The sequence below is a fragment of the Comamonas sp. A23 genome, from assembly GCF_004522605.1.
In the GTDB taxonomy this organism is placed as follows: Bacteria; Pseudomonadota; Gammaproteobacteria; order Burkholderiales; family Burkholderiaceae_C; genus Comamonas; species Comamonas thiooxydans.
Genome location: NZ_RSDT01000004.1, coordinates 131,764 through 155,527, shown reverse-complemented (window position 1 = coordinate 155,527; position 23,764 = coordinate 131,764). Strand labels below are relative to the sequence as shown.

Genomic DNA, 23,764 nt, shown 5'->3' with positions numbered 1-23,764 from the left:
AAGGCTTTTTTCGTTTGGGCCTCAAAGCCGCTTGCCCTCTCCAAGAGACGGCAAGCTAGGGCCGGACCGATGGCGAAGCCGGTATCCCCCTTCCGGTTGATGCCAGAGAGGGGGAAGCGGCAAAGCCGCTCAGAGGCAGGTCATGGATACAGGCCGCGTGCCTCGCGGGCGTGGAGAATGCGCTTGCAGGCCACGATGAAGGTGGCGGTGCGCAGTGTCACCTTATGCTCCTGGGCCACGGCCCAGACGCCGGCAAAGGCTTCCTGCATGATGCGCACCAGACGGGCGTTGATCTCGTCTTCGGTCCAGAAGAAGCTGGAGAAATCCTGCACCCACTCGAAGTAGCTCACGGTCACGCCGCCGGCATTCGCAATCACGTCGGGCAGAACCAGCACACCTTTTTCGCTGAGGATGTCGTCGGCCTCGGGAGTGGTGGGGCCGTTGGCACCTTCGATCACGAGCTTGGCCTTGATCTGGCCGGCGTTTTCCTCGGTGATCTGGCCTTCCAGTGCCGCGGGGATCAGGATGTCGCAATCCACGCCCCAGAAGGCGGCTGCATCCATGGCTTCGCCACCGGCAAAGCCACCCACACCGCCGGTGTTGCCCACATGCTCCAGCAATGCCGTCACATCCAGGCCATTGGCGTTCTGAATGGTGCCCGTATGGTCCTGCACGGCCACAACCTTGGCTCCAGCATCGGCAAACAGTTTGCCCGCAGTGCCGCCCACATTGCCGAAGCCCTGCACGGCCACGCGTGCGCCATGCACATTCAGGCCGGTGAGCTTGGCGGCTTCCACGCCCACGGTGAACACGCCGCGGCCCGTGGCCTCGACGCGACCCAGCGATCCGCCCAGGTCCACGGGCTTGCCCGTGACCACGCCGGTGGCCGTGGCGCCCGTGTTCATGGAGTAGGTGTCCATCATCCAGGCCATGACCTGGCCGTTGGTGTTCACGTCAGGTGCCGGAATGTCCTTGGTGGGGCCGATCAGCAGACCGATTTCGCTGGTATAGCGGCGTGTCAGGCGCTCCAGCTCGGCCTTGGACAGCTTTCGCGGGTCGACACGGATGCCGCCCTTGGCGCCACCGTAGGGCACGTTCACGGCTGCATTCTTGATGCTCATCCAGGCCGACAGTGCCATCACTTCAGACAGCGTCACATCCTGGTGGAAGCGCACACCGCCCTTGCCGGGACCTCGGCTCAGGTTGTGCTGCACGCGGTAGCCCTCGAAGTGTGCGATACGGCCGTCGTCCATCTCGATGGGGACATCGACGATCAGGATGCGCTTGGGTCGCTTGAGCGTTTCAACCCAGCGGGCCAGCGAGCCCAGGTAGGGGGTGACACGGTCGACCTGTTGCAGATAAATGCCCCAGGGACCGAGATGATCGGAGTTGAGGTAGGAGGGCAGAGCATGCGCTGTGGACAGCGCTGAAGAGTCTTTGGCTTGCATGATGTAGGCCTGGTTGACTGAGTGGAGCAAGGTCGTTGTAAGCCCTTGCTGTCCGGGATTCACAGTGTGCGCGCGCCGGATTTTCCTGTCCAAGGCTTCTTGTTTGAGATACTATGCATTTTGTGCATAACCATCTGAAAGCCGCTCTGGATGTGGGCCAAGCACTGAATTGGTGACATGGAGACAGGAAATTTGCCATCATTGCCGTCATGTCTGAAAACAATGATTGCAAAAGCGGCTGGTGCGGCCCGGCACCGTTTGCCAATACCCCGCCCATTGGGCTGGCTCCCGAGCTGCAGACGCAGGATGAGGTGCTGCCCGACTGGAAGACGTTGTGGCCCGAATTGCCCGAGGACAGCTATGCCACGGCCGATGCGCTGTGGTGGTCGCGCAAACTGGGCACGGCCCAGGCCCAGGGCGCCGACGTGGCAGCGCTGATGCGCGATGCCGCCGATGCCCGTGCCGTGCAAAGCGCGCTGGCGCGTACCTGGAACTGGTGGCCCGCCGATCGCGCGCCGCGCTACTGGAAGTCCGGCGGCCCGGGCCGCAACGCCGCGCTGCTGCATGTGCCGTTGCCCGAGGACGGCATTCGCCAGGGCGTGAATCCGGTGCCCGCGCCCGACACCGTCTTCAATCTGCGCTGTGCCGAGGCCGAGATCGCCCTGCGCATAGGCCTGGATGTGAGCGCCGATCAGGCTGCAACCCTCGATTACGACAGCGCGCTGGCGCTGGTTGACGCCGCCTGCGTGGCCGTGGAATGGGTGGATGTGCGCTGGCGCGACGGCCTCAAGGCCCCGGCCCTGGCCTTGCTGGCCGACGGCCAATGCCATGGCGGACTGGCGCTGGGCGAGTGGCAGAGTGCTTCCGTCATTGCCGGCCGCGACTGGGCCCGACAGCTGTGCACGGTGACCGTAAATGACGGCCCGCCACAGCGCTTTACCGGAACGCACAGCCTGGGCGATCCGGCCTGGCTGCTCGTGGACTGGCTGCAGCATGTGGCGCGCGAATACGGCAGCGTGCCTGCCGGCACCGTGGTGACGACGGGAACCTGGTGCGGCTGCATGCCGCTTCAAGCCGGCGATCGCTTCGAGATGGAGTTCGACGGCCTGGGCGCACTGGGCTGGCAGTTCTGATCTGTCCCGGTAGTTTTCAAAAACAGGAGCTGCTAGCGCCTTTTGATGAATGACTTCAGATGCTTTTTAATCTGAAAATCATTGAGAACAAACGCCAACAGCTCTCTTTTTGAGAGCTATATGCGAGCTCTGATGGCGGCGGGAGCTGTGTGCGTCACCGGACCTTGATGTGATCCAGCGCCGGTGCCCCGGGCGGATATTTGAGCTCCAGATTGCCCAGCACCTCGCGCAACACCGTGGCCACCATCAGATTGCGGTGGGTCTTGGAGTCGGCGGGCACGATGGTCCAGGGTGCCCAGGGCGTGTGCGTGGCGCCCAGCAGCTGGCCGTAGGCCTGCTGGTAGTCGTCCCACTGGGCGCGTACCTTGAGGTCGTTCTCGTCGAACTTCCAGTGCTTGCAGGGGTCGTCCAGCCGCTGCTGCAGCCGCTCGCGCTGTTCGTCCTTGCTGATGTGCAGCATGAACTTGACGATCACCGTGCCGGTCTCGCTGAGCATGCGCTCGAAGTCGTTGATCTGCGCATAGCGTTGGGTCTGCTGCTCGGGCGTGAGCCAGCCGTTGACCACGGGCACCAGCACATCCTCGTACTGACTGCGGTTGAAGAGCACGATCTCGCCCGCACCTGGCAACTGCTGGTGAATGCGCCACAGATAGTCATGCGCCTTCTCGGTTTCGGTGGGCGCCTTCCAGCCCACGGTGCGCACGCCCAGCGGCGACATGCGACCGAAGACTGCGCGCAGCGTGCCGTCCTTGCCCGCGGCATCCATGCCCTGCAGGATGACCAGCAGCTTGAAACGCCGGTCGGCATAGAAAATATTCTGCAGCCCGTCCAGAGCCTCGGCCAGCTGGTTCACGCTGTCCTTGTCATATTGCTTGCCCTTGTCGGAGGAGAAGGGCTTGGCGGTCGGGTCGAACTTCTGCAACTCCACTGCGGGCCGAGGGTGTCCGGTGGTCAAACGACTGTCCCGTGGCTGGCCCGGTTGCCAGGGCTGCCATAGCTTGCGCAGCGCCTTGTCCTTGGTCTCGAAAGGATAGACCAAGGACAAGGCGGGTGCTTTTGCCGTGGGCGCAGCGGTCCGGCTCACGGTTTTGGCGGCAGGCTTTTTGCGCGATACAGGCCGGGAGGGCGATGGCTTGGCTGCCTTGGTGGCCTGTACCGATTCGCTGGTCGGAAACGGCAGGCGCTTGCGCGCTGGCTGGCGATCGGGTTCGGCCTGCGCGGCAGACGAGGTAGCGGGGGCGGCTTTGGCGGGCTGACGGGGCATGTATTGAAACTCCTGTGCAGTGCAAATTGATTCGCTATGGAATGACTAGCGGCTGGCGCTTGTACATTCTGCTCCTTAAGCTTTTTTGTCTTCAAGACCAGATGTTGGAGGCCAGCCCATGGAAGCTCAGCGCTCGCGCAGCAGTTGCACAAAGCGCCTGGCCGCCAGACCCTGGGCCCGCTCCTTGGACCAGACCCAGTCCACGAACAAGGTCGTGCCGTTGCTGATGTTGAGCACGGGAATTTCCATCAGCGCACCGCTGCCGATATGCGACTCCACCAGGCCCTTGGGCAGCCAGCCCCAGGCCAGACCTGCACTTATCAGCGAAAGCGCTGCCTGGTGGCTGTCCGTGCGCCAGAGCTGGCGCGCAAACACAAAGCGCGGGTCTGTCTGCTGCGGGTCGCGGCTGGCCACCAGTACCTGACGCGTGGCAGCCAGTTGTTCCACCGTGAGCTGTGGCCGTGTGGTGCGGCCCTGCTCATGCTCGGCCAGCGCCTGCTGCCAGAGCTCGAACTGCGGCGACATCACGGCCACCAGCGTCTCGCGGCCCATTTCCTGGAAACCCTCGCGCCCGTCAATGGCGGGCCGCTCGAACACCAGGGCCAGATGGGCGCGGCCGGCATGCAAAAGCTCCAGCGCATCTGCCTGGGGAGCTGCCAGCACCTCAATCGGCAGCGCAGGAAACTCGCGCACCAGCCGGTTCAGCGGTTCGCTCCAGTGCGTGGCCAGCAGTTCGGGGGCGATGGCCAGCGTCAGCCTTTCCTCCAGCCCGGCATGCAGCGCCTGAGCCTGCCAGTTCAGCAGCTGCAACTGCTCGGCCAGCAGGCGCGCCTGCGGCTCGAGCGCGCGGGCGGCGGCGCTGGGCACGGGCTCGCGTCCGCTGCGGTCAAACAGCTGCAGTTCCAGCTCTGCCTCCAGCTGGGCAATGGCCATGCTGACGGCCGAGGGCACACGCCCCAGCTTGCGTGCAGCCGCTGAGAAAGAGCCGGCATCGAGCACGGCAAGAAACAGCGGAACCTGGTCGGCGCTAAAGGGCATGGTGTCGATCTGTCAGAAAAATTGAAAGGAACTGACTTTTATCTTCAATTTATAGAACATACACTGCAGCCCATGTCTCAACAAGCCTCAGCGATGGCATCCGCTTCTTCCTCTGCCGTTTCTCTCAAAAATACCGCCGCTTTTGCCACCCCCGCCAAGGCCAAGGGCCTTCAAGGTCCCAAACGTCGCATCCTCTATGTGGGTCTGTACGAAATCATTGCCATCATCGTCTCCAGCCTGATCTTCATGGCCATCGGCCAGAAGGCCAGCGATTCCGGCGTCATGGCCGTGGCTGCCTCGGTGATCGCGATCTGCTGGAATCTGAGCTTCAACCACCTGTTCGAGAAATGGGAATCGCGCCAGAGTGTCAAGGGCCGCTCCCTGATGCGCCGCGTGGTGCATGCCATCGGTTTCGAAGGCGGCATCGCCGCCATGCTGATCCCGCTGATGGCCTGGTGGTTCGGCATCTCGCTGTGGGAAGCTGCAGTGATGGAAGCCGGTCTGCTGGTGTTCTTCATGGTCTACACCTTTGCCTTCAACTGGGCCTTTGACCGCATCTTCGGCTTGCCGGCTTCGGCCCAGGCCGTGGCTGCATGATCTGAGTCAGATATGTCTCTGGCGCTTTTCCATGAAGCGTGAATAGCTATGAAAAAAGCGTGTTCCTGTCAAACAGGAACACGCTTTTTTTTGGGGGGCTGATGTAGCGGTCAGCGAAGAATGCTGAGCATGGCCTGCAGCACAAAGGCGTTGATGATGTCGATGAAGAAGGCTCCGACCAGGGGCACGATCAGAAAGGCCTTGTGCGAAGGACCGTACTGGTTGGTGATGGCCTGCATATTGGCCACGGCCGTGGGCGTGGCCCCCATGCCGAAGCCGCAGTGGCCGGCGGCCAGCACGGCGGCGTCATAGTTCTTGCCCATGATGCGGAAGGTCACGAAGGCCGCATACAGCGTCATGACGATGGCTTGCGCGGCCAGAATGACCATCAGCGGGCCGGCCAGGTCGGTCAGCTCCCACAGCTTGAGCGACAGCAGCGCGATGGCCAGATACATGGACAGCGAGGCATTGCCGAAGACGTCGATGGCGCGGTCAAAGACCTTGAAGCCAAACATATAGTCCAGCACGTTGCGGATGATCACGCCTCCCCCCAGCGCCCAGACAAAGGTAGGCAGCTGGATGACCGTTCCCATGGTCAGGCCAGTCATGAATTCGGCAAAGGCCAGGCAGCCAGCGAAGAGGGCCAGTGTTTCGACTGCAGCATCGGCCGTGATCAGGCGCGGTGCCTTGTTGGGCGACTCGAAGTTGGCGACCTCGCTGCCTTCGCTGACCGTGGGCGCATCGGCGCGCAGCTGCTCGGACTCGGTCAGCGGCTGGGCCAACTGATGGCGCGTGATCAGTCGCTTGGCCAGCGGGCCGCCCACCAGGCCGCCGATGATCAGGCCGAAAGTGGCGCAGGCAATGCCCAGGGTGGTGGCTCCCGTGAGACCGTATTGGTTTTCCAGCACCGAGCCCCAGGCTCCGGCCGTACCGTGACCGCCCACCAGCGTGATGGAGCCCGCGACCAGGCCGATCAGCGGGTCCAGTCCCAGCACGGACGCCAGACTCACGCCCACGATGTTCTGCATGATGATGAAGACGGCAATCACGCCCAGGAAGAGGAACAGCGCAGAGCCGCCCTCACGCAGCTTCGCGAAGTTCGCACTCAGGCCGATGGACGAGAAGAACACCAGCATGAACGCCGACTGCAGACTGCCCTCGAAGCTCAGCGCCAGTCCCGTGGTCTGATGCAGCATGAAGATGATGGCCGCCACGACCAGGCCGCCGGAGACAGGCTCGGGAATATTGAAGTCGCGCAGAAAGCGGATATGTCTTGTCATGAGCTTGCCAAGCATGAGCACAAGCACGGCCATGATGAGGGTGTAGTACGCGCCGAAGGTCACGTTCATAGGATCTCCTGGGTGTTCCATGCGAGGGCTGAATGGCCTGCCCGGTCATGGCTGGCAATCGGCTGTGCACGGCTGAGCACATGGACCAGACATTTGCTGTCGATGGTGCCAAAGACTCAAAGATAGGGGCTGTAGGTGCTTGTCCACTCATGGCAGGCGGACCCGTCGGTGCCGGGCTGCCTGAGAGCAGGAAAGCGGTGTGCGCCATTCCTTGCGGATGCGCACCATGTCGGGAATATGCTTGAAATGAGATGGTTGCATTCGTGTTTTGCGAAATTACCTTTTGCCCTGCTCCTGTTTTTGGGGTGTGGAAAGTCGAATCTGCTATAGCCATTCGAATAGAGCTCTCCTGCACAGCCGCGGGGCAAAGCGCCTTGAAGCCCCGATTGCCCGCCCTCGCCGTAGAATGACGGGCTTCACCCCGAGGAGCGCTGCAGCCGGTCATCCCAGAGATGTTTGACCCGTCAGGCTCGGGGTCGCAGATCTGGTTGACGATCTGCTGGCACTCACAACGGCGCTCACCTGTTTTCGATTCTGTTTCTGGTTTTCACACAGGTGAGCTGATGTCCGCTGCTACCCCTTCCACTGCCATTCCTCCCATGCGCCTGTCCGGCCTGGAGCCCGTCTTCATCGGCGATGAGACGCTGTTCGTCAACGTGGGCGAGCGCACCAACGTCACCGGCTCCAAGGCCTTTGCGCGCCTGATCCTCAACGAGCAGTACGAAGAGGCTCTGGCCGTGGCGCGCCAGCAGGTGGAAAACGGCGCCCAGGTCATCGATGTGAACATGGACGAGGCCATGCTGGACAGCAAGGCCGCCATGGTGCGCTTTCTGAACCTGATTGCCTCCGAGCCCGATATCGCCAAGGTGCCTGTGATGGTGGACAGCTCCAAGTGGGACGTGATCGAGGCCGGCCTGCGCTGCCTGCAGGGCAAGGGCATCGTCAACTCGATCTCCATGAAGGAGGGCGTCGAGGAGTTCAAGAAGCACGCCAAGCTGGTCAAGCGCTATGGCGCTGCCGCCGTGGTGATGGCGTTTGACGAAAAAGGCCAGGCCGACACCTTTGCGCGCAAGATCGAGATCTGCGAACGCGCCTACCGCATTCTGGTCGACGAAGTGGGCTTCCCGCCCGAGGACATCATCTTCGACCCCAACATCTTTGCCGTGGCCACCGGCATCGAAGAGCACAACAACTACGGCGTCGATTTCATCGAGGCCGTACGCTGGATCAAGCAGAACCTGCCCGGTGCCAAGGTCTCGGGCGGCGTCTCCAATGTCTCGTTCTCGTTCCGTGGCAACGACCCCGTGCGCGAGGCCATCCACACGGTGTTCCTCTATCACGCGATTGCGGCGGGCATGGACATGGGCATCGTCAATGCCGGCATGGTCGGTGTGTACGATGACCTGGAGCCCCAGTTGCGCGAACGCGTGGAGGACGTGGTGCTCAACCGCCGCCCCGATGCGGCCGAGCGCCTGCTCGAGATCGCCGACAGCGCCAAGGGCGCGGCCAAGGACGACAGCAAGAAGCTCGAGTGGCGCGGCACGCCGGAGGCACCGAAGACCGTGGGTGAGCGTCTGTCGCACGCCTTGGTGCACGGCATCACCGACTTCATCACCGAAGACACCGAAGAGGCCTACCAGCAGATCGTGGTGCAGGGCGGCGGTCGCCCGCTGCACGTGATCGAAGGCCCGCTGATGGACGGCATGAATATCGTCGGCGACCTGTTCGGCGCCGGCAAGATGTTCCTGCCCCAGGTGGTCAAGTCCGCACGCGTGATGAAGCAGGCCGTGGCCCACCTGGTGCCCTATATCGAGGAAGAGAAGCGCCAGCAGGAAGCGGCGGGCATGGACGTGACCAGCAAGGGCAAGATCGTCATCGCCACCGTCAAGGGCGATGTGCACGACATCGGCAAGAACATCGTCACCGTGGTCCTGCAGTGCAACAACTTCGAGGTCATCAACATGGGCGTGATGGTGCCCTGCCACGAGATCCTGGCGCGTGCCAAGGCCGAGGGCGCGGACATCATCGGCCTGTCGGGACTGATCACTCCCAGTCTCGAAGAGATGCAGTATGTGGCCGGCGAGATGGACAAGGACGACTACTTCCGCATCAAGAAGATTCCGCTGCTGATCGGCGGCGCGACCTGCTCGCGTGTGCATACGGCCGTGAAGATTGCCCCCAAGTACGACGGCCCCGTGGTCTATGTGCCCGATGCCTCGCGCTCGGTCAGCGTGGCGCAGAGCCTGCTGGGCGACGGCAAGCAGGCCTATCTGGACGAGCTGAGCGCCGACTACGACAAGGTGCGCACCCAGCATGCCAACAAGAAGAAGACGCCGCTGTGGACGCTGGAGCAGGCCAGAGCCAATGCTGCCGTGGTGGGCCATGCGCCTGTGGTGCCGCGCACCCTGGGCCGCCGCGTGTTCAAGAACTTCGACCTGGCCGAAATTGCCCAGTACATCGACTGGGGCCCGTTCTTCCAGACCTGGGATCTGGCGGGTCCCTACCCGGCCATCCTCGACGATGAGGTCGTGGGCGTGGAGGCGCGCAAGGTGCTGGCCGATGCCAAGCTCATGCTGCAGAAGATCATCGACGGCCGCTGGCTGCAGGCCAATGGCGTGATGGGCCTGTTCCCCGCCAATCGCGTGGGCGACGACATCGTGTTCTACACCGACGAATCGCGCAGCCAGGTGCTGACCACCTGGTACGGCATGCGCCAGCAGACCGAAAAGCAGGCCGTGGACGGCCCGGATGGCCGACCCGTGATGCGCCCCAGCCGCTGCCTGGCCGATTTTGTGGCCGCCAAGGAGTCGGGCATTGCCGACTATGCCGGCCTGTTTGCCGTGACCGCCGGCATCGGTGCCGAGAAGAAGGACAAGGAATTCGAGGCCGCGCTGGACGACTACAGCGGCATCATGTTCAAGGCCTTGGCCGACCGCCTGGCCGAAGCCTTTGCCGAATGCCTGCACCAGCGCGTGCGCAAGGATCTCTGGGGCTATGCCGAAGACGAGAACCTGAGCAACGAGGAGCTCATCAAGGAAGCCTACAAGGGCATTCGCCCCGCGCCCGGCTACCCTGCCTGCCCCGATCACACGGCCAAGATCGACCTGTTCAAGGCGCTGCAGGCCGATGAGATCGGCATGACGCTGACCGAGAGCCTGGCCATGAACCCCGCATCCAGCGTGAGCGGCTTCTACATCGGCAACCCCGAGGCCAGCTACTTCAACGTGGGCCAGATCGGCGAAGACCAGCTCGCCGACATGGCCCAGCGACGTGGCATGGATGTCGAGGAGCTGCGCCGCTATCTGGCGCCGAATCTGGGCTGAACCAGCTTCGAGATCGCACTTCGCAAATGAGAAAAGCCAGGGTCGACCCTGGCTTTTCGCTTGGGGCGCGGTGCTCAGAGGCGTTGCTTGAGCACGGGGGCGAGCGTGGCACGCAGTCGGTCGCCGGGCTCTTCGTTCTCGGTCGCACGGATTTCCAGCGAGCGTTCCACCATGCCTATATGTTCCAGCAGCAGCGCCTTGGCACCCTCGGTGTCGCCGCGTTCCAGGGCGGCCACGATGCGTTCGTGCTCGGCGCAGGACTGGCTGGCGCTGTGCGTGGATTGGTAGAGCGTGGCAGCCAGGGTGGTGCGTGCCGTCAGATCGCGCAGCGTGTCGGCCAGCAGCCTGTGACCCATCTGTTCGGCCAGGCAGACATGGAAATCCGCAAGCAGAAAGGCACGCGTGGCGCTGTCCGCCCCGGCGATGGCTTTCTGCTCCTGGGCGATATGGCGGCGCAGTCTGGTGATGACGCGCTGCAGCGGCTTGCCGGCTTCCTGCAATATGCCGGTCTCGATGATCCGCCGTGCAGAGAATGCATCCATGGCCTCGGCGGCCGATGGCTGTACCACGTACCAGCCCCTGCGGGCCTGGACCTGGACAAAGCCGCGAGCCTGTAGCTGCATCAGCGCTTCGCGCACCACGGTGCGGCTGACGTCGAAATTGTTGGCAAGCTCCTGCTCTCCCAGCCGCTCCCCGGGTGCCAGTTTCTGGGCCAGGATGGCTTCGACGACGCGTTCCGCGATGTGCTGTGGAGAGGCAGGAGTCATTGCTTGGTTCAGTGGCTGGAGTGAGGGATGGGGACTACGACAGGCGGCACGATAGCAGATGCATGGTCTTCTTCTTCGGTCAGTGGCTCGGCCTTGCCGTCAAGTACCGCATGGGCACGTTCACGGTCGATGTCTCCCTCCCAGGCAGCAATCGCCACGGTGGCCACGCAGTTGCCGATCAGATTGCCCAGGGCGCGCGCAATGCCCATGAACCAGTCCACCGACAGCACCAGCACCAGGCCGATCGCAGGGATGGCGGGAATGGCATGCAGGGTGGCTGCCAGCACCACGATGGCCGAGCCCGGTACGCCGTGTGCGCCCTTGGAGGTCACCAGCGCGATGGCCAGAATGGTCAGCAGGTCGGACATGCTGATCGGCGTGTTGGTGGCCTGGGCGATGAAGACCGCAGCCAGTGTGATATAGATGGAAAACGCGTCCAGGTTGAACGAGTAGCCGGTGGGAATCACCAGGCCTACGGTGGAGTCGCGCACACCCATGTTGCGCAGCTTGGCCATGATCTGGGGCAGCACGCTGTCGGAGGAGGTGGTCGCGAAGACGATGGTCAGCTCCTCGCGCAGATAGCGCAGCAGCTTGATCAGGCTGAAGCCCGACAGGCGCATCACCAGACCCAGCACCACGAACACGAAGATCAGCACCGAGACGTAGAACAGCGCCACCAGCATGCCCAGCTGCTTGAGCGAGCCTATGCCGTATTGGCCCACGGTGAAGGCGATGGCGCCCAGCACGCCCAGCGGTGCCAGCTTGATGATGATGCCCATGACCTTGAACAGAGCCATGGACAAGGCGTCCACCAGCGCGGAGACGGGCTTGCCGCGTTCTCCCAGCATGGTCAGCGCGCAGCCGAACAGCACGGCGAACAGCAGTACCTGCAGCACGTCGCCCTTGGCGAAGGCTTCCACCACGGTGGTGGGAATGAGCTTCATCAGGAAATCCACCGTGCCGCCGCTGGTCAGCTTGTCGGCATTGCTGGCATAGGCCGCCATGGCCGAGGCATCGAGCTTGCTGGTGTCCACGTTCATGCCCACGCCGGGCTCGAAGACAAAGGCCAGCACCAGGCCCATACCCAGGGCGATGGTGGTCAGAACCTCGAAATAGATCAGGGCCTTGACGCCCACGCGGCCTACGCGCTTGAGGTCGCCTGCACCGGCAATGCCGTGCACGACCACGCAGAACACCAGTATGGGGATGATCATCTTGATGAGCTTGATGAAGCCATCGCCCAGGGGTTTGAGTTTCACGGCCCATTCAGGGGCCAGTAGTCCGGCGAGCACACCCAGTATGAGTGCGATCACCACCTGTCCGAACAGTGATCTGACAAAGCGGCGCATAGTCGTCTTTCGCAAGTTGTGGAATCTTGTATGCAAGTTGTCTGCAACTTGCATACAAGAATGTAGGCAAGCGAAAGGCGTGCCAGCAGAGGGTATTCCTGCAGATTTGTGTAAATTAGGGGAGGATCAGCCCTGACTTTCACGTATGAAATAAAAGGGCGTTCCGCCTTGGTGCGAGAGGGGGCGCCAGTGTGCACGCGCGTGGTGCGCGGGCTTTGGGCATGCCCAAAGCCAGGGCATGGCGCTTACAGCAGCGGGCTCAGGGCGCCCAGCAGGTTGTCCCAGATGCGCTTCCACCAGGGAGCCGAATGCACCTGTGCCAGCGTCACCACATCGGATTCGTGCAGATAGCTCTGTTGCCGATGCCGGATGGCCTCGGTGATGGCTTCGTCGTGCAGCAATACATTGTTTTCAAAGTTCAGGTCAAAGCTGCGCAGATCCAGATTCGTGGAGCCGATCAGGCTGACCGATCCGTCCAGACACAGGGTCTTGGCATGCAGCAGGCCGGGGCGGAATTCGTGGATATGGACCCCGGCGCTCAGCAGCCGCCAGTAATGGCTGCGGCTGACGGCACCGACTATCCATGAGTCATTGCGGGCGGGCAGGATCAGTGTGACCTGCACCTGGCGCAGCGCGGCGGCGCACAAGGCATCTAGCACCGTGCTGTCGGGTACGAAGTAGGGGGTGGAGATCACGACCTCGCGCTGCGCACAGGCCAGCAGGCTGGCAACCAGCTGGGGTGTAGAGCGTGCTCTTTCCGTCGGCCCTTCGGCAATCGCAACGGCATGGAAGCCGTCGTCAGCGGCAGCGCCGGCCTCGGGGGTCGGTGGTGCAAGGCACGCATCAGACTGCGCCCAGTCGCTGGCAAAAGCCTGCTGCATCTGCATGACCACCGGACCCTGCAGGCGCAGCATGATGTCCACCCAGGGGGCATAGCGAGCCTTGATGCGAAAGCCTTCGTCGGCGCAGTTCTGGCTGCCGCAATAGTTGATCCTGCCGTCTATGAGCGTGATCTTGCGGTGGTTGCGCAGGTCGATGCGGCTGGTCAGCATGACTTTGAGCAGATTGCTGATGGGCAGGGCAATCGCTAGGTGCACGCCGGCCTGCCGCATCTGCTGCCACAGTGGCGAGCGCGTCAGTGCGCGCGAGCCCAGACCGTCGACCATGGCCCGGCAGGTCACGCCGCGCTGCGCGGCACGCATCAGGGCATGGGCCACATCGGTGCCGGTGCTGTCGTCCAGCCAGATGTAGTACAGCACATTGATCTCGTGGCGCGCGGCATCCATGTCGGCCAGCATCTGCGCACGGGCATGCGCGCCATCGCGCATGAGCTCGGCCCTGTGGCCGGGCAGCGGTACAAAGCCGTTGATGGACGAGGCATAGCGGAAGGCCGGCAGCCATTGATCGGGAATGGCGGGTCGTGCCTGCGACATGGGGCCGGGTGCGGACGCAAGGGCGCTGCCCCGGGTCTGACAGAACTCGCGCACATTGAGCCTTCTGCGGCCAGGTACACGGCCCAGGGCCACTTCCCCAAACAGGTAGTACAGCAGGCAGCTCACATAGGGCAGCAGCACGATGACCATGAGCCAGGCCAGCCGCACATCGGGCCGCATGTCTCTGCGCAGCAGAATGCGCAGGCCGAAGGCGGCAATCAGCAATACATGAAGAGTCAGCAGCAGCCAGGTCATGAATCAGTGCAGCAACGATGGACCTTGTCGAGCATAACGGGCTCAGGCCTGAGCACAAGCTGCCCGTCGTGGCTCTCATGAAACAGGCGCAAAGACCTTGATGGATCAACGCATGCTGCTATCCATCATGAAGCATCGACAGATCGGCATGGCACTGGCATGGAACCTGCTTCCTTTTTTCGTCAAAGCAAACAAGCAGGGGGGAGTGCATGGAAATGGTGCCATTGACTGCCATCGACAAGGCAGATACCGGTTGGGTCATGGTCGCGTCGGCGCTGGTCTTGCTGATGACCTTGCCGGGCATTGCCCTGTTCTATGCGGGGCTGGTGCGGCGCAAGAATGTGGTCAACACCATGGTGGCCGTGTTTGCGGTGGCCTGCGTGGTTACCCTGACCTGGTTCGGCCTGGGCTACTCGCTTGCGTTCACCGCCGAGTCTGCCTGGCTTGGCAATCTGGGACGAGCCTGGTTTGCCTCGCTGCACTTCGATGGCCGGCGCAGCGTGATCTCGGTCAGCCATCTGGCACCGCATCTGCCCGAGGCGGCCTATGCCCTGTTCCAGGCCGCATTCGCCATCATCACCACCTCGCTGATCGTGGGGGCCGTGGTAGAGCGCATGCGCTTTGCGGCCCTGCTGGTGTTTGCCGCGCTGTGGAGCGTGGTGGTCTATGCGCCGGTGGCCCACTGGGTGTGGGAGAGCGGGGGCTGGCTGAACCAGCTCGGCGCACTGGACTTTGCCGGCGGCGCCGTGGTGCATGTGAATGCGGGCGTGGCGGCACTGGTCTGTGCCTTCATGATGGGGCGCAGGCGCGGCTACGGAACCGAGCCATTCGAGCCGCACAGCCTGGGCTGGACGGCCATGGGCACGGCGCTGCTGCTGTTCGGCTGGTTTGGCTTCAACGCGGGATCGGCCCTGTCTGCCGATGGGCGTGCAGCGCTGGCCTTTGTGGTCACTCTCGTGGCGGCAGCGGCTGCCGGTCTGGCATGGATGGTGGTGGAATGGCTGGTTCGCGGTGCTCCGACCTTGTTGGGCCTGCTCTCGGGCATGGTGGGCGGACTGGTGGCCATCACACCGGCTGCTGGCTTTGTGCAGGTGGGCAGTGCGGTGTGGATAGGCTTGATTGCGGGCGCAGTCTGTTTCTGGGGCGCAACCTGGCTCAAGCGCCGTCTCGGGGCCGACGACTCGCTCGATGTGTTCGGCGTGCATGGCGTGGGCGGCATTGCAGGCTCCATCCTCACGGCGGTGTTTGCCGACCCGCTGATCGCGGGCACAGGCGCCACGGTGCTGAATCAGCTGATTGCGGTGGCAGCGGTGGCTGCCTACAGCGGTGCAGCCACGGCCGGGGTGCTGGTGCTGATCCGTCTGCTGATCCCTTTGCGTGTGGATGCCGTGCAGGAAATGGAGGGCCTGGATATCAGTCTGCATCTGGAGCGTCAGCACTAGTGATCCATCAAAGACAGGAGCGGTGTATGGAGGACAGCGATCGAGTGGCGGTGGCCGCACATCTGCATGTGGTGCTGCGGCGCAAGACGGGCCGGGTGACCGATACCGAATGGATGGCCTGCAACCAGGCCTATGCACAGGCCATGGTGGCTTTTGCGCTGGAGCATGCGCGAGAGCAACAGGACGAGGAGCTGGCGCGCCTGGCCCGGCGTCTGCAGGGCAGCTGGAGCGGCGACAAGCCCCGGCATGCAGCGCCTGCCGAGACTGCGCAGAGCGACAGCTCGGTCACCACCAAGGCCGCCGAGATACTGCGCACCTCGGCACGCTATATCGGCGGGCTGCGCTGAGGCACAAGCAGGACCTGAGGCCGGGACGGCACCGGCGCTCAGGCCGATGCCGGCAACGAGCCCGGTCTATTGCTTTTTCAGCTCGGCGATATAGGCTTCGCGAGCCTTGACGCCAGCAGCAGTGAAATCGGTGAATACGCCGTCAATGCCCAGGCGGTAGTAAGCGAGGTATTCCTGTGCAGGGTCACCCTTGAAGATGCCAGCCAGGCGGCTGGCCTCGCTGCGGAAGGTAAAGCTGTGCACCACCAGGCCGGCCTTGTGCGCGTTGGCGATCAGGCCCGTGTCCTTCAAGGTATTCACATCCTTGAGGCCTGCACCGTCTTTGTAGGGAACGACGGAATGGGCCAGCACCTGGGGTTTCCAGGGGCCGATGCCGTCGGCATAGGTCTTGATCTCGGCCAGGCCTGCCGGTGTCTGCATGACCGCGAAGGTGCGCGCATCGCCTGCCAGCGTCCAGCTGTAGGGGCGGCCGCTGATGAAGGTCCATTCGTCGCTGGTGATGTAGCCGACCGAGCCATCCCTGAAGTTGTAGTCATTGCCGTCGATCAGCTGCACGCCCTTGGCCTTCATGCCCGCCTTGCGCAGATACTTCAGGCTGTCAGGATCGAAGCTCTGGATGTAGATGGGTGCATCCTTGCGGTTGAGCTGGTTCTTCTCGAGCAGCTCCATCACGGCATCCTCGAACGGATGCTCGCCCGTGCCGCAGCTGTTGGCGATGGCCTGCTGGTTGTTCCAGTAAGGGTTCTTGGTCTCGGCGTAGACGGCAATCGTGCGGCCTGCCGCCTTGCCCTTGGCGAGCGCGATATCGATCACATCCTGTGCGCTGATCAGCGGCAGCTTGCCATTCCATTCCGTGGGGCGGTCGGCACGGTTGTCCAGTATGGTGCCGCCCAGCAGCGTGCGCAGCTCATGCAGGCTGAAGTCGGAGATGGACCAGTCGCCGGTGTGGCCCTCGCCATCGACGACCAGGGCCTGAAGCACGGATTTCTGGTTGTTGGGATCGATACGGTCGCTTAGATAGCGGGCCGGCCCGTTGTCGGGTGTCGCGGGGTATTTCACATCGACCCATACCCCGGGCGTGGTGCGCTTGCGCGCGGCCACATAGGAATTGCTCTTGGCAACGTCGGCGATGTTGGTGCTGTCGCTCAGCCAGGCGTTGTGGCGTGCCACCAGCTGGCAGTCGCGCGTCATGTGCATGTCGAGCTCGATCATGTCGGCGCCAGCATCAATGGCTTTTTCATAGGCCATCTGGGTCTGCTCGGGGTACAGACCCGAGTAGCCGCGGTGGGCGATGACCTGGGGCTGCTTGCCGTCCAGCGTCAGAAACTGCGGCGCAGGCGCTGGTGTCGGGCCGTCTCCGCCGCCACAGGCGCTCAGGGCAAAGGCGGCAAGCAAGGTCAGAGCAAAGACGGGGTGGCGGGTATGGGACATGGGTTCAGGCATGGATGGAGATCGCCTCATGCTTGCGCTTGTTGATGACGGTTGTGTGACCGTGCCCTCGGAGCATGTCACGCTCCGAAGCACAAGGCTGCCGGGGCGGCAGCCTTGTGCGGGGTGCGGCAGTTACAGTCCCAGCTTCCTAGCTACGTAATCGGCATCCTTGTCGCCGCGACCCGAGAGGTTGACCAGAATATGCTGGTCCTTGCCGAGCCCCGGCGCTTCGCGCATGGCCCAGGCCACGGCGTGCGCACTTTCCAGCGCCGGGATGATGCCCTCCACACGCGACAGCGTCATGAAGGCATTCAGGCATTCCTTGTCGTCCACGGACTGGTAGTCCACGCGGCCTATATCCTTGAGATAGCTGTGCTGCGGGCCCACGCCGGGGTAGTCCAGGCCCGAGGCAATGCTGTGCACGGCGGCCGGCGTGCCGTCGGCGTTCTCCAGCACATAGCACTTCATGCCGTGAATCTCGCCGGGCTTGCCAACCGACAGCGTGGCGGCATGGCGGCCGGGCTTGTCCACGCCCTCGCCGGCAGGTTCCACGCCCACCAGATGCACGGACTCGTCACCCAGAAAGGCCGTGAAGATGCCCATGGCATTGCTGCCCCCGCCCACGCAGGCGGCCACATGGTCGGGCAGCTTGCCGTGCCGGGTCTGGAACTGTTCGCGTGCCTCACGACCGACGATGGACTGGAAGTCCCGCACCATCATGGGAAAGGGGTGGGGGCCGACCACCGAGCCAATCGCGTAAATGGTGTTGACGGGGTCCTGCAGATAGACCTCGAAGGCGCTGTCCACTGCCTCCTTCAGCGTGGCCGCGCCACGCGTGACTGGCACCAGATTGCAGCCCAGGATGCGCATCTTGGTGACGTTGGGGTGCTCCTTCTCGATATCCACCTGGCCCATGTGAATCTCGCAGGGAATGCCCACCAGCGCACAGGCCGTGGCCAGGGCCACGCCATGCTGGCCGGCACCGGTCTCGGCAATGACTTTTTTCTTGCCCATGAATTTGGCCAGCAGTGCCTCGCCCAGGCAGTGGTTGATCTTGTGAGCCCCCGTGTGATTCAGATCCTCACGCTTGAGATGGATCTGCGCGCCGCCCAGTTGATCGGACAGGCGCCTGGCGTGAAAGATGGGGCTGGGCCGGCCCACATAGTCGGCAAACAGCGCGGCCAGCTCGGCCTGGAAGTCCTGGCGTTTGACGATCTCCTCGTAGGCCGCGGCAATCTCGTCCATGCATCGCTTGAGCTCTGGCGGCACGAGCTGGCCGCCGTAGGGGCCGAAGAAGCCTTGCGCATCGGGCATGGCCTGGGGGTTCTGGGTCATGGCTTGTCTCCTTGGTGTGTGGTGCAGCAAAGCTGCATTCATAGCACACGGCGGGCTCAAGTCGCTTGCAGGCAAGTCCGGATGGAATCAGCACAGAAATGAACGCAGCCCTCAAGATGAAAGCGCTGACAGCTATTGTTTTGATATTGGCAGGCAACCTGCTCCTGCTCTGAAACACAATAGCGACATGAAAGCCAGCTCAGCCCGCGATATTGTCTTTGCCCATGCCCTGGAAACCGCAGCTCCGCACGAGGCGCTGCCCACGACCGATCGCTGCACTGCCATCACGCAGGAGTGCCTGCACGCCCAGGGCAAGGCCAAGGGCGGCGGCCGTGCAGCGTTCGAGAGTTTTCTGCAGGAGCGGGCACAACGCGTGATTGCTGCAGCGCAGCTGCCTGCCGACATACGCGCCGTGGCCCGGCAGCGCGCCGGTATTTCACGCTGGTTGGTGCTGGCCGTGATGACAGCGGCATTTGCGCTGGGCTTTGCGGGTCATGCGATCACGGACCCGCATCGTGTGGATCTGCTCTCCGCCTCCTTGATCGGTATCGTGCTGTGGAATCTGCTGGTCTATGTGCTGTTGCTGCTGTCCTGGCTGCGCAGTCTTGTTCGGCGCAGGCAAACAGTGATTGCACCGCTGGAGCCTGAGCCGGGTCAGGGCGCTGCGCCGCAGCGGCCCGTGGCTGCACCCGGTGGCTGGCTGCAAAAGCTGCAGACGAAAAGGTGGAGTGTTTCGCGCGGCACCGGGCTGCGCAAGATGGCGCTGAACTTCGAGCGCAACTGGTGGCAGGTCAACCAGAGACCGCGCCATGCGCAATGGCTTGTGTGTCTGCATCTGGGTGCGGCAATGCTGGCACTGGGTGCGCTGGCATCACTATGGCTCACCGGCCTCACCAAGGCTTATCAAGTGGGGTGGGAGAGCACTTTCCTCTCGCCTTCTGCCGTGCAGACCTGTCTGAACATGCTGTTTGCGCCGGTGCAGCATCTGCTGGGCCAAGCTCCGTGGAGTCTGGCGCAGATCCAGGCACTGCAGGGCTGGTCGGCCGGCGATGCCGCAGATGCGGGGCCGCGCTGGGTGCAGCTCTACAGCTGGTTGCTGGGATTGATGGTGGTGGCGCCGCGTCTGCTGCTGGCGCTGTGGCAGGGTGCCAGGGTCTGGTGGTTGAGCCAGCATCTGACATTGCCGCTGCAGCAGCCCTATTTCCAGAAGCTGCAGCGTGACTGGGCGGGGCGTGCAACGGCGCTGCTGGTGCAGCCCTACAGCCTGGACATCACGCCCGAGCGCGAAGCCGCCCTGCGCAGCCATGTGGCGCAGAGCTACGGCGCTGGTGCGCAGCTTGCGTTGCTGCCGGTGCTGGCCTATGGATCGCCCTTGCCGGACGCTTCGGCTGTTGACGCACAGCAGGTGCTGTTGCTCAATCTGGCTGCCACGCCCGAGGCGGAAATTCATGGCGTGCTGCTGGCGCAGGTATTGAACCGCTGGGGCGCGCATACCGATGTGTGGCTATGGGCGGCGGACTTTCGTGCGCGCAACAGCGGTGCCCCGGCGCGAGTGCAGGAGCGCGAGCAGCTGTGGCGGGAATTTGTGCGCGGCGCGGGCCTGAACGCGACCCTGGTGCCAGGCGCAGGAGTGTGATGATGAGTGAGAGCAACGAGCTGGTTCCGATTGACAGCAGCATTCAGTGGTGTCTTTTGTCGCACACCAATATCGGCAAGACCACGCTGACCCGTACGCTGATGGCCGACGATGTCGGCGAGATTGACGATGCCGCACATGTGACCACTCAGTCACAGCGCTATCTGCTTCAGAAAACGCAGCAGGGCGATGAGCTGTGGCTTTGGGATACACCGGGCTTCGGCGACTCGGTGCGGCTTTATGAACGCCTGCGGCAGCAGGGCAATCCGCTGGGCTGGTTTCTCAGCAATGTCTGGGATCGCTGGCGCGACAGGCCTTTCTATCTGAGTCAGCGTGCCTTGCTCGCTGCGCGCGATCATGCGGATGTGATGCTCTACCTCGTCAACGCGGCTGAAGACCCGGCCGATGCAGGCTACTGGAGCGCCGAGATGAACATTCTGGCCTGGATGAACAAGCCGGTCATCGTGCTTCTCAACCAGATTGGCAGCGACACCACGGCAGAGCAGACACAGGAAGATTTGCGGCGCTGGCAGCAGGCGACGCAGAGCTTTCAAAGCGTGGTGCGCGATGTGCTGGTGCTGGATGCCTTCACGCGCAGCTGGTGGCATGAGCGCAAGATGATGCAAAGCATTGCGCCTTTGTTGCCTCAGTCCAAACAGTCTGCCTATCAGCGCCTGCTGGCACAGCGAGCTTTGCTGCAGCAGCAGCGCGAGCAGGCGAGCCTGGGGGTCATGGCAGATCAGCTGATAGCTGCGGCAGGTCTGCATGAAAAGCTTGATCCCGAGCAAGGCAAACTGCTGGCGCGAGCCTGGCAAAGCCTGAGCCAGCTCACCGCCAAATTGGGTAAATCGGCAGAGGGTGAAGAGCGGCTCGGAGCCCAGGCCAAGGCAGCCGTTCAGCGGCTGATGCAGGGTTTGCGTCAGGCCGATGTGCAGGCCACCCAGCGCTTGCTCGAGATTCATGGACTCGACGGTCAGGCGGCCAGTCAGATACAGGAGCAATTGCGCAGCCAGCTTCAGATCACCACGCCGGTCGATGCGCAGGCAGCCAGCTTGTGGGGGGCGTTGACTGCCGGCGCAGCCACAGGACTGGGGGCCGATCTGATGGCAGGAGGTTTGACGCTGGGTGCCGGTGCCCTGGTGGGGGCGCTGCTGGGGGCCATCACCTTTGGGGGCGCGGCTTGGGGAGCGAACAAGATGTTCGACCAGGAGCAGCAGAGCTTTCAACTCTCGACCGACTATCTGAACGCAGCAGCGGGTCAGGTATTGCTCAAGTACCTGCTGATCTCGCATTTCGGCCGCGGTCGCGGTCGCTACACCAGCCCTGCGGCGCCCAGTCAATGGAGTGAGCTGGCCCAAGGCACGGTGCAGACGCATGCCGCGCAATGGGCCGCACTCTGGGCGCAGCTGCGCGAAGCACATGCCGCAGGAGCGGCTACCGATGTGCAGAGAGTCGCCATGATGGAGCTGCTCTCGCAAAGCCTGCAGCAGATCATGGCCGATCTCTATCCGGGGCTGAACGCGGACTCTGGAGTCAGAGACGGGGAAAGCGCACGGTAAAAAGCGCGCCGCCACGCTCGGAGACGCCGGTGCTGACGGTGCCGCCCTGCGAGGTCACCAGAGCCTTGACGATGGACAGGCCCAGGCCCGAGCCTTCCCGACGGCGCTTTCCTGGGGCCTGGACAAAGCGCTGGAACGGATGGGCCTGAACTTCGTCAGCAAGGCCGGGCCCCGCATCGCCTACTTCCAGGATCACCCATGACTGGTTCTGGTGGTCGGAGCTCGCATGCACCCGGATGCTCAGCCAGTGGCCGCTGCTGGCATGGCGCAGCACGTTGCTGATGAGGTTGGTGGTGATCTGGCGCAAGCGATCGGTGTCGGCCTTGATGTCGGTGCTGCCATCGCCGTCCTGCATGGGCAGATCCAGTGACAGGGCCATGTCCAGCTTCTGCAGCTGCGGGTGCAAGTCCTCGACGACATCACCGACCAGTGCGGCGAGGTCTATGCGTTCCTTGCGCAGAGACAGTTGTCCGGCGTCGGCCATGGACAGGGTGTGCAGATCGCCGACCAGCCGTCCCAGATGCTCGACCTGGGCCAGCAGCGTCTTCATCTCGGCCTGGCTGGAGTCGATGACGCCGTCGCAGATCGCATGCAGTCTTGCCTGCAGAACCGTCAATGGGGTGCGCAGCTCGTGGGAGATGGAGGCTGCCGTCGCCAGGCGTTCCGCCTCCAGCGTCTCCAGCGAATCAACCATGCCGTTGAAGGCATCGATCATCTCGGCCATCTCGCCATGGGCATTGCCCTTGACGGCTCTGGGGGCCAGATCGCCACGCTCCACGCGCGCAGCCACTTCCACCATGGAGGCCAGCGGACTGGTGATGCGTCGCGAAATCCAGAAGCCCACGGCCATGCCGAAAGGCAGGCTGACAGCCAGGCCGATGACCAGCGACCATTTCTCGCCAAACAGGCGGTCGCCTTCCCAGTACTCGGAGTAGATCTGCAGGGCTCTGGGGCTGTCCTCCAGATCCTGGGACTTCAGCGCCTCCAGCTCGGTTCTGACGGGACTTGGCAGGTGGCGGTAGAACTCGCGGTACTGCAGCTCGGAAAACGCCAGCACGCCAATGGCCAGGGAGGCAATGGCCAGCAGCACGGCTGCCGTGATCCACAGACCAAAGCGGACCCAGATGCGGTTCAGTCCCAGGGCCATAGACGATAGCCAATACCGCGCACGGTCTCGATCAGCCCGTCCTGGCCGGCCAGTTGCAGCTTGCGGCGCAGTTTGGATAGGTGGGAGTCGATCACCCGCTCCAGCGCATCGCTTTCCGGCAGGCAGTTCTCAATCAGGTAGGCACGTGAAAAGCAGCGGCGTGGCTGGGCCGCCAGGCAGGCCAGCAGACGGAACTCCGTGAGCGTCAGCGCCAGAGGTACGGCCTGGCCCGCATCGTCGTAGACGGCTGCACTATGGGCTTCCACGTCGATCTCTATGGGGCCGACGCGAATGGGAGCGGCCACCGGCGCAGGCTTGGCCTGGGTACGGCGCAGCACGGCACGCACCCGGGCCACCACCTCGGGAGGGTTGAAAGGCTTGACCACATAGTCGTCCGCCCCCAGGCGCAGTGCCAGCAGCTTGTCCACATCGTCTGCCAGGGCCGTCACCATGATGACGGGGACATCGCTGTCATTGCGAATCATGCGCAGCACATCCACGCCATCGACCTTGGGCAGATGAATGTCTAGCAGCACCAGGTCCGGGCGCAGCTGGCGAAAGCTCTGCAGGGCTTCCTCGCCGTCTTGCGCCATGCGAATGCGCAGGCCGTCGCGTTCCAGATAGGCGCTGAGAACGCCGGCAATTCCGGGTTCGTCTTCGACTACAAGCACCATGGGCGTGGAAGCGGGTTGCGTAAAAGTAGTCATGGTTTTGTGTGCAGCAAAGTCATGCATCTGCTGGACTCCCTGAAACTTGTTATCTGCACATTATGTGCGTTGCCGCTGCAATAGCCGAATGGCGGAGGCTCTCCATAATTCCTACATAAACCCTGCAATCTGGCGAAAGCTTGCTGCCGTTCAATGGCGAGGATGGAAAGCTGTCTCTGCTTTCTGCAGCTTCCCCGGGGTACA

The 23,764-nt window shown here is 63.2% G+C and carries 18 protein-coding genes and 1 riboswitch; of the genes, 7 read left to right on the top strand and 11 right to left on the bottom strand.

What is annotated here, in order from left to right; translation table 11 throughout:
* Positions 1 to 140: 140 nt before the first annotated feature.
* Entirely contained in the window at positions 141 to 1,448 is a 1,308-nt protein-coding gene (locus EIC84_RS12040; RefSeq protein ID WP_034363165.1) for a Glu/Leu/Phe/Val dehydrogenase, read from the bottom strand.
* 209 nt (positions 1,449 to 1,657) lie between these two features.
* On the opposite strand from EIC84_RS12040, the gene EIC84_RS12035 reads away from it, so the two are divergent.
* Complete coding sequence (locus EIC84_RS12035; protein WP_003069594.1) at positions 1,658 to 2,581, top strand: fumarylacetoacetate hydrolase family protein; 924 nt, start codon at positions 1,658 to 1,660, stop codon at positions 2,579 to 2,581.
* Positions 2,582 to 2,735: 154 nt separating this feature from the next.
* On the opposite strand, the gene EIC84_RS12030 is transcribed toward EIC84_RS12035, so the two are convergent.
* Both EIC84_RS12030 and EIC84_RS12025 read right to left on the bottom strand, forming a co-directional pair.
* Positions 2,736 to 3,845 carry a PPK2 family polyphosphate kinase gene (locus EIC84_RS12030; protein WP_003069592.1) on the bottom strand — a complete coding sequence of 370 codons (1,110 nt, stop codon included), beginning with the start codon at positions 3,843 to 3,845 and terminating at the stop codon, positions 2,736 to 2,738.
* Positions 3,846 to 3,971: 126 nt separating this feature from the next.
* Complete coding sequence (locus EIC84_RS12025) at positions 3,972 to 4,883, bottom strand: LysR family transcriptional regulator (protein ID WP_003069589.1); 912 nt, start codon at positions 4,881 to 4,883, stop codon at positions 3,972 to 3,974.
* A 93-nt stretch (positions 4,884 to 4,976) separates the two neighbouring features.
* Here EIC84_RS12025 and EIC84_RS12020 point away from each other — a divergent pair, with 93 nt between their 5' ends.
* Complete coding sequence (locus EIC84_RS12020) at positions 4,977 to 5,480, top strand: PACE efflux transporter (RefSeq protein WP_003069587.1); 504 nt, start codon at positions 4,977 to 4,979, stop codon at positions 5,478 to 5,480.
* Positions 5,481 to 5,590: 110 nt separating this feature from the next.
* Here EIC84_RS12020 and gltS read toward each other — a convergent pair whose 3' ends face one another.
* Entirely contained in the window at positions 5,591 to 6,829 is a 1,239-nt protein-coding gene (gene gltS, locus EIC84_RS12015) for a sodium/glutamate symporter (protein WP_003069585.1), read from the bottom strand.
* A gap of 417 nt (positions 6,830 to 7,246) precedes the next feature.
* A riboswitch (S-adenosyl-L-homocysteine riboswitch) is annotated at positions 7,247 to 7,356 on the top strand.
* A 36-nt stretch (positions 7,357 to 7,392) separates the two neighbouring features.
* Between gltS and metH the strand changes: the two genes are divergently transcribed.
* Positions 7,393 to 10,152, top strand: coding sequence for a methionine synthase (gene metH, locus EIC84_RS12010; protein ID WP_003069583.1), 2,760 nt, complete (start codon positions 7,393 to 7,395; stop codon positions 10,150 to 10,152).
* A 74-nt stretch (positions 10,153 to 10,226) separates the two neighbouring features.
* Here metH and EIC84_RS12005 read toward each other — a convergent pair whose 3' ends face one another.
* The 3 genes from EIC84_RS12005 to cls form a co-directional block, all read right to left on the bottom strand.
* Entirely contained in the window at positions 10,227 to 10,919 is a 693-nt protein-coding gene (locus EIC84_RS12005; RefSeq protein ID WP_003069582.1) for a GntR family transcriptional regulator, read from the bottom strand.
* 8 nt (positions 10,920 to 10,927) lie between these two features.
* Entirely contained in the window at positions 10,928 to 12,268 is a 1,341-nt protein-coding gene (locus EIC84_RS12000) for a C4-dicarboxylate transporter DctA (RefSeq protein WP_003069580.1), read from the bottom strand.
* 245 nt (positions 12,269 to 12,513) lie between these two features.
* Entirely contained in the window at positions 12,514 to 13,956 is a 1,443-nt protein-coding gene (gene cls / locus EIC84_RS11995; RefSeq protein ID WP_003069579.1) for a cardiolipin synthase, read from the bottom strand.
* Between the two features lie 209 nt (positions 13,957 to 14,165).
* On the opposite strand from cls, the gene EIC84_RS11990 reads away from it, so the two are divergent.
* Together EIC84_RS11990 and EIC84_RS11985 are read left to right on the top strand one after the other, a co-directional pair.
* Complete coding sequence (locus tag EIC84_RS11990; RefSeq protein WP_003069576.1) at positions 14,166 to 15,398, top strand: ammonium transporter; 1,233 nt, start codon at positions 14,166 to 14,168, stop codon at positions 15,396 to 15,398.
* Between the two features lie 26 nt (positions 15,399 to 15,424).
* A complete protein-coding gene (locus EIC84_RS11985; protein WP_003069574.1) occupies positions 15,425 to 15,745 on the top strand; it encodes a hypothetical protein in 321 nt (106 codons plus the stop codon).
* 66 nt (positions 15,746 to 15,811) lie between these two features.
* On the opposite strand, the gene EIC84_RS11980 is transcribed toward EIC84_RS11985, so the two are convergent.
* Entirely contained in the window at positions 15,812 to 17,188 is a 1,377-nt protein-coding gene (locus tag EIC84_RS11980) for a glycerophosphodiester phosphodiesterase family protein (RefSeq protein WP_192810463.1), read from the bottom strand.
* A gap of 120 nt (positions 17,189 to 17,308) precedes the next feature.
* A complete protein-coding gene (gene trpB / locus EIC84_RS11975; RefSeq protein WP_003069570.1) occupies positions 17,309 to 18,511 on the bottom strand; it encodes a tryptophan synthase subunit beta in 1,203 nt (400 codons plus the stop codon).
* A gap of 187 nt (positions 18,512 to 18,698) precedes the next feature.
* On the opposite strand from trpB, the gene EIC84_RS11970 reads away from it, so the two are divergent.
* The gene (locus tag EIC84_RS11970) at positions 18,699 to 20,147 is read left to right on the top strand and encodes a DUF2868 domain-containing protein (RefSeq protein ID WP_003069567.1); all 1,449 of its coding nucleotides are present in this window, start codon (positions 18,699 to 18,701) and stop codon (positions 20,145 to 20,147) included.
* A 2-nt stretch (positions 20,148 to 20,149) separates the two neighbouring features.
* On the top strand, positions 20,150 to 21,706 hold the full coding sequence (locus tag EIC84_RS11965) for a DUF3482 domain-containing protein (protein ID WP_034363132.1): 1,557 nt from the start codon (positions 20,150 to 20,152) through the stop codon (positions 21,704 to 21,706).
* On the opposite strand, the gene EIC84_RS11960 is transcribed toward EIC84_RS11965, so the two are convergent.
* Positions 21,681 to 22,853, bottom strand: coding sequence for a cell wall metabolism sensor histidine kinase WalK (locus EIC84_RS11960; RefSeq protein ID WP_003069563.1), 1,173 nt, complete (start codon positions 22,851 to 22,853; stop codon positions 21,681 to 21,683). The two genes, EIC84_RS11965 and EIC84_RS11960, sit on opposite strands and share 26 nt — an antisense overlap.
* Positions 22,838 to 23,587, bottom strand: coding sequence for a response regulator (locus EIC84_RS11955; RefSeq protein ID WP_003069560.1), 750 nt, complete (start codon positions 23,585 to 23,587; stop codon positions 22,838 to 22,840). Before EIC84_RS11955 ends, EIC84_RS11960 begins: the two co-directional genes overlap by 16 nt.
* Positions 23,588 to 23,764 lie beyond the last annotated feature (177 nt).

What these genes read in the sequence shown, in the direction of transcription:
- EIC84_RS12040 (WP_034363165.1), bottom strand. Translation starts at nt 1,448, where the DNA reads ATGCAAGCCAAAGACTCTTCAGCGCTGTCCACAGCGCATGCTCTGCCC.
- EIC84_RS12035 (WP_003069594.1), top strand. Translation starts at nt 1,658, where the DNA reads ATGTCTGAAAACAATGATTGCAAAAGCGGCTGGTGCGGCCCGGCACCG.
- EIC84_RS12030 (WP_003069592.1), bottom strand. Translation starts at nt 3,845, where the DNA reads ATGCCCCGTCAGCCCGCCAAAGCCGCCCCCGCTACCTCGTCTGCCGCG.
- EIC84_RS12025 (WP_003069589.1), bottom strand. Translation starts at nt 4,883, where the DNA reads ATGCCCTTTAGCGCCGACCAGGTTCCGCTGTTTCTTGCCGTGCTCGAT.
- EIC84_RS12020 (WP_003069587.1), top strand. Translation starts at nt 4,977, where the DNA reads ATGGCATCCGCTTCTTCCTCTGCCGTTTCTCTCAAAAATACCGCCGCT.
- gltS (WP_003069585.1), bottom strand. Translation starts at nt 6,829, where the DNA reads ATGAACGTGACCTTCGGCGCGTACTACACCCTCATCATGGCCGTGCTT.
- metH (WP_003069583.1), top strand. Translation starts at nt 7,393, where the DNA reads ATGTCCGCTGCTACCCCTTCCACTGCCATTCCTCCCATGCGCCTGTCC.
- EIC84_RS12005 (WP_003069582.1), bottom strand. Translation starts at nt 10,919, where the DNA reads ATGACTCCTGCCTCTCCACAGCACATCGCGGAACGCGTCGTCGAAGCC.
- EIC84_RS12000 (WP_003069580.1), bottom strand. Translation starts at nt 12,268, where the DNA reads ATGCGCCGCTTTGTCAGATCACTGTTCGGACAGGTGGTGATCGCACTC.
- cls (WP_003069579.1), bottom strand. Translation starts at nt 13,956, where the DNA reads ATGACCTGGCTGCTGCTGACTCTTCATGTATTGCTGATTGCCGCCTTC.
- EIC84_RS11990 (WP_003069576.1), top strand. Translation starts at nt 14,166, where the DNA reads ATGGAAATGGTGCCATTGACTGCCATCGACAAGGCAGATACCGGTTGG.
- EIC84_RS11985 (WP_003069574.1), top strand. Translation starts at nt 15,425, where the DNA reads ATGGAGGACAGCGATCGAGTGGCGGTGGCCGCACATCTGCATGTGGTG.
- EIC84_RS11980 (WP_192810463.1), bottom strand. Translation starts at nt 17,188, where the DNA reads ATGCCTGAACCCATGTCCCATACCCGCCACCCCGTCTTTGCTCTGACC.
- trpB (WP_003069570.1), bottom strand. Translation starts at nt 18,511, where the DNA reads ATGACCCAGAACCCCCAGGCCATGCCCGATGCGCAAGGCTTCTTCGGC.
- EIC84_RS11970 (WP_003069567.1), top strand. Translation starts at nt 18,699, where the DNA reads ATGAAAGCCAGCTCAGCCCGCGATATTGTCTTTGCCCATGCCCTGGAA.
- EIC84_RS11965 (WP_034363132.1), top strand. Translation starts at nt 20,150, where the DNA reads ATGAGTGAGAGCAACGAGCTGGTTCCGATTGACAGCAGCATTCAGTGG.
- EIC84_RS11960 (WP_003069563.1), bottom strand. Translation starts at nt 22,853, where the DNA reads ATGGCCCTGGGACTGAACCGCATCTGGGTCCGCTTTGGTCTGTGGATC.
- EIC84_RS11955 (WP_003069560.1), bottom strand. Translation starts at nt 23,587, where the DNA reads ATGCATGACTTTGCTGCACACAAAACCATGACTACTTTTACGCAACCC.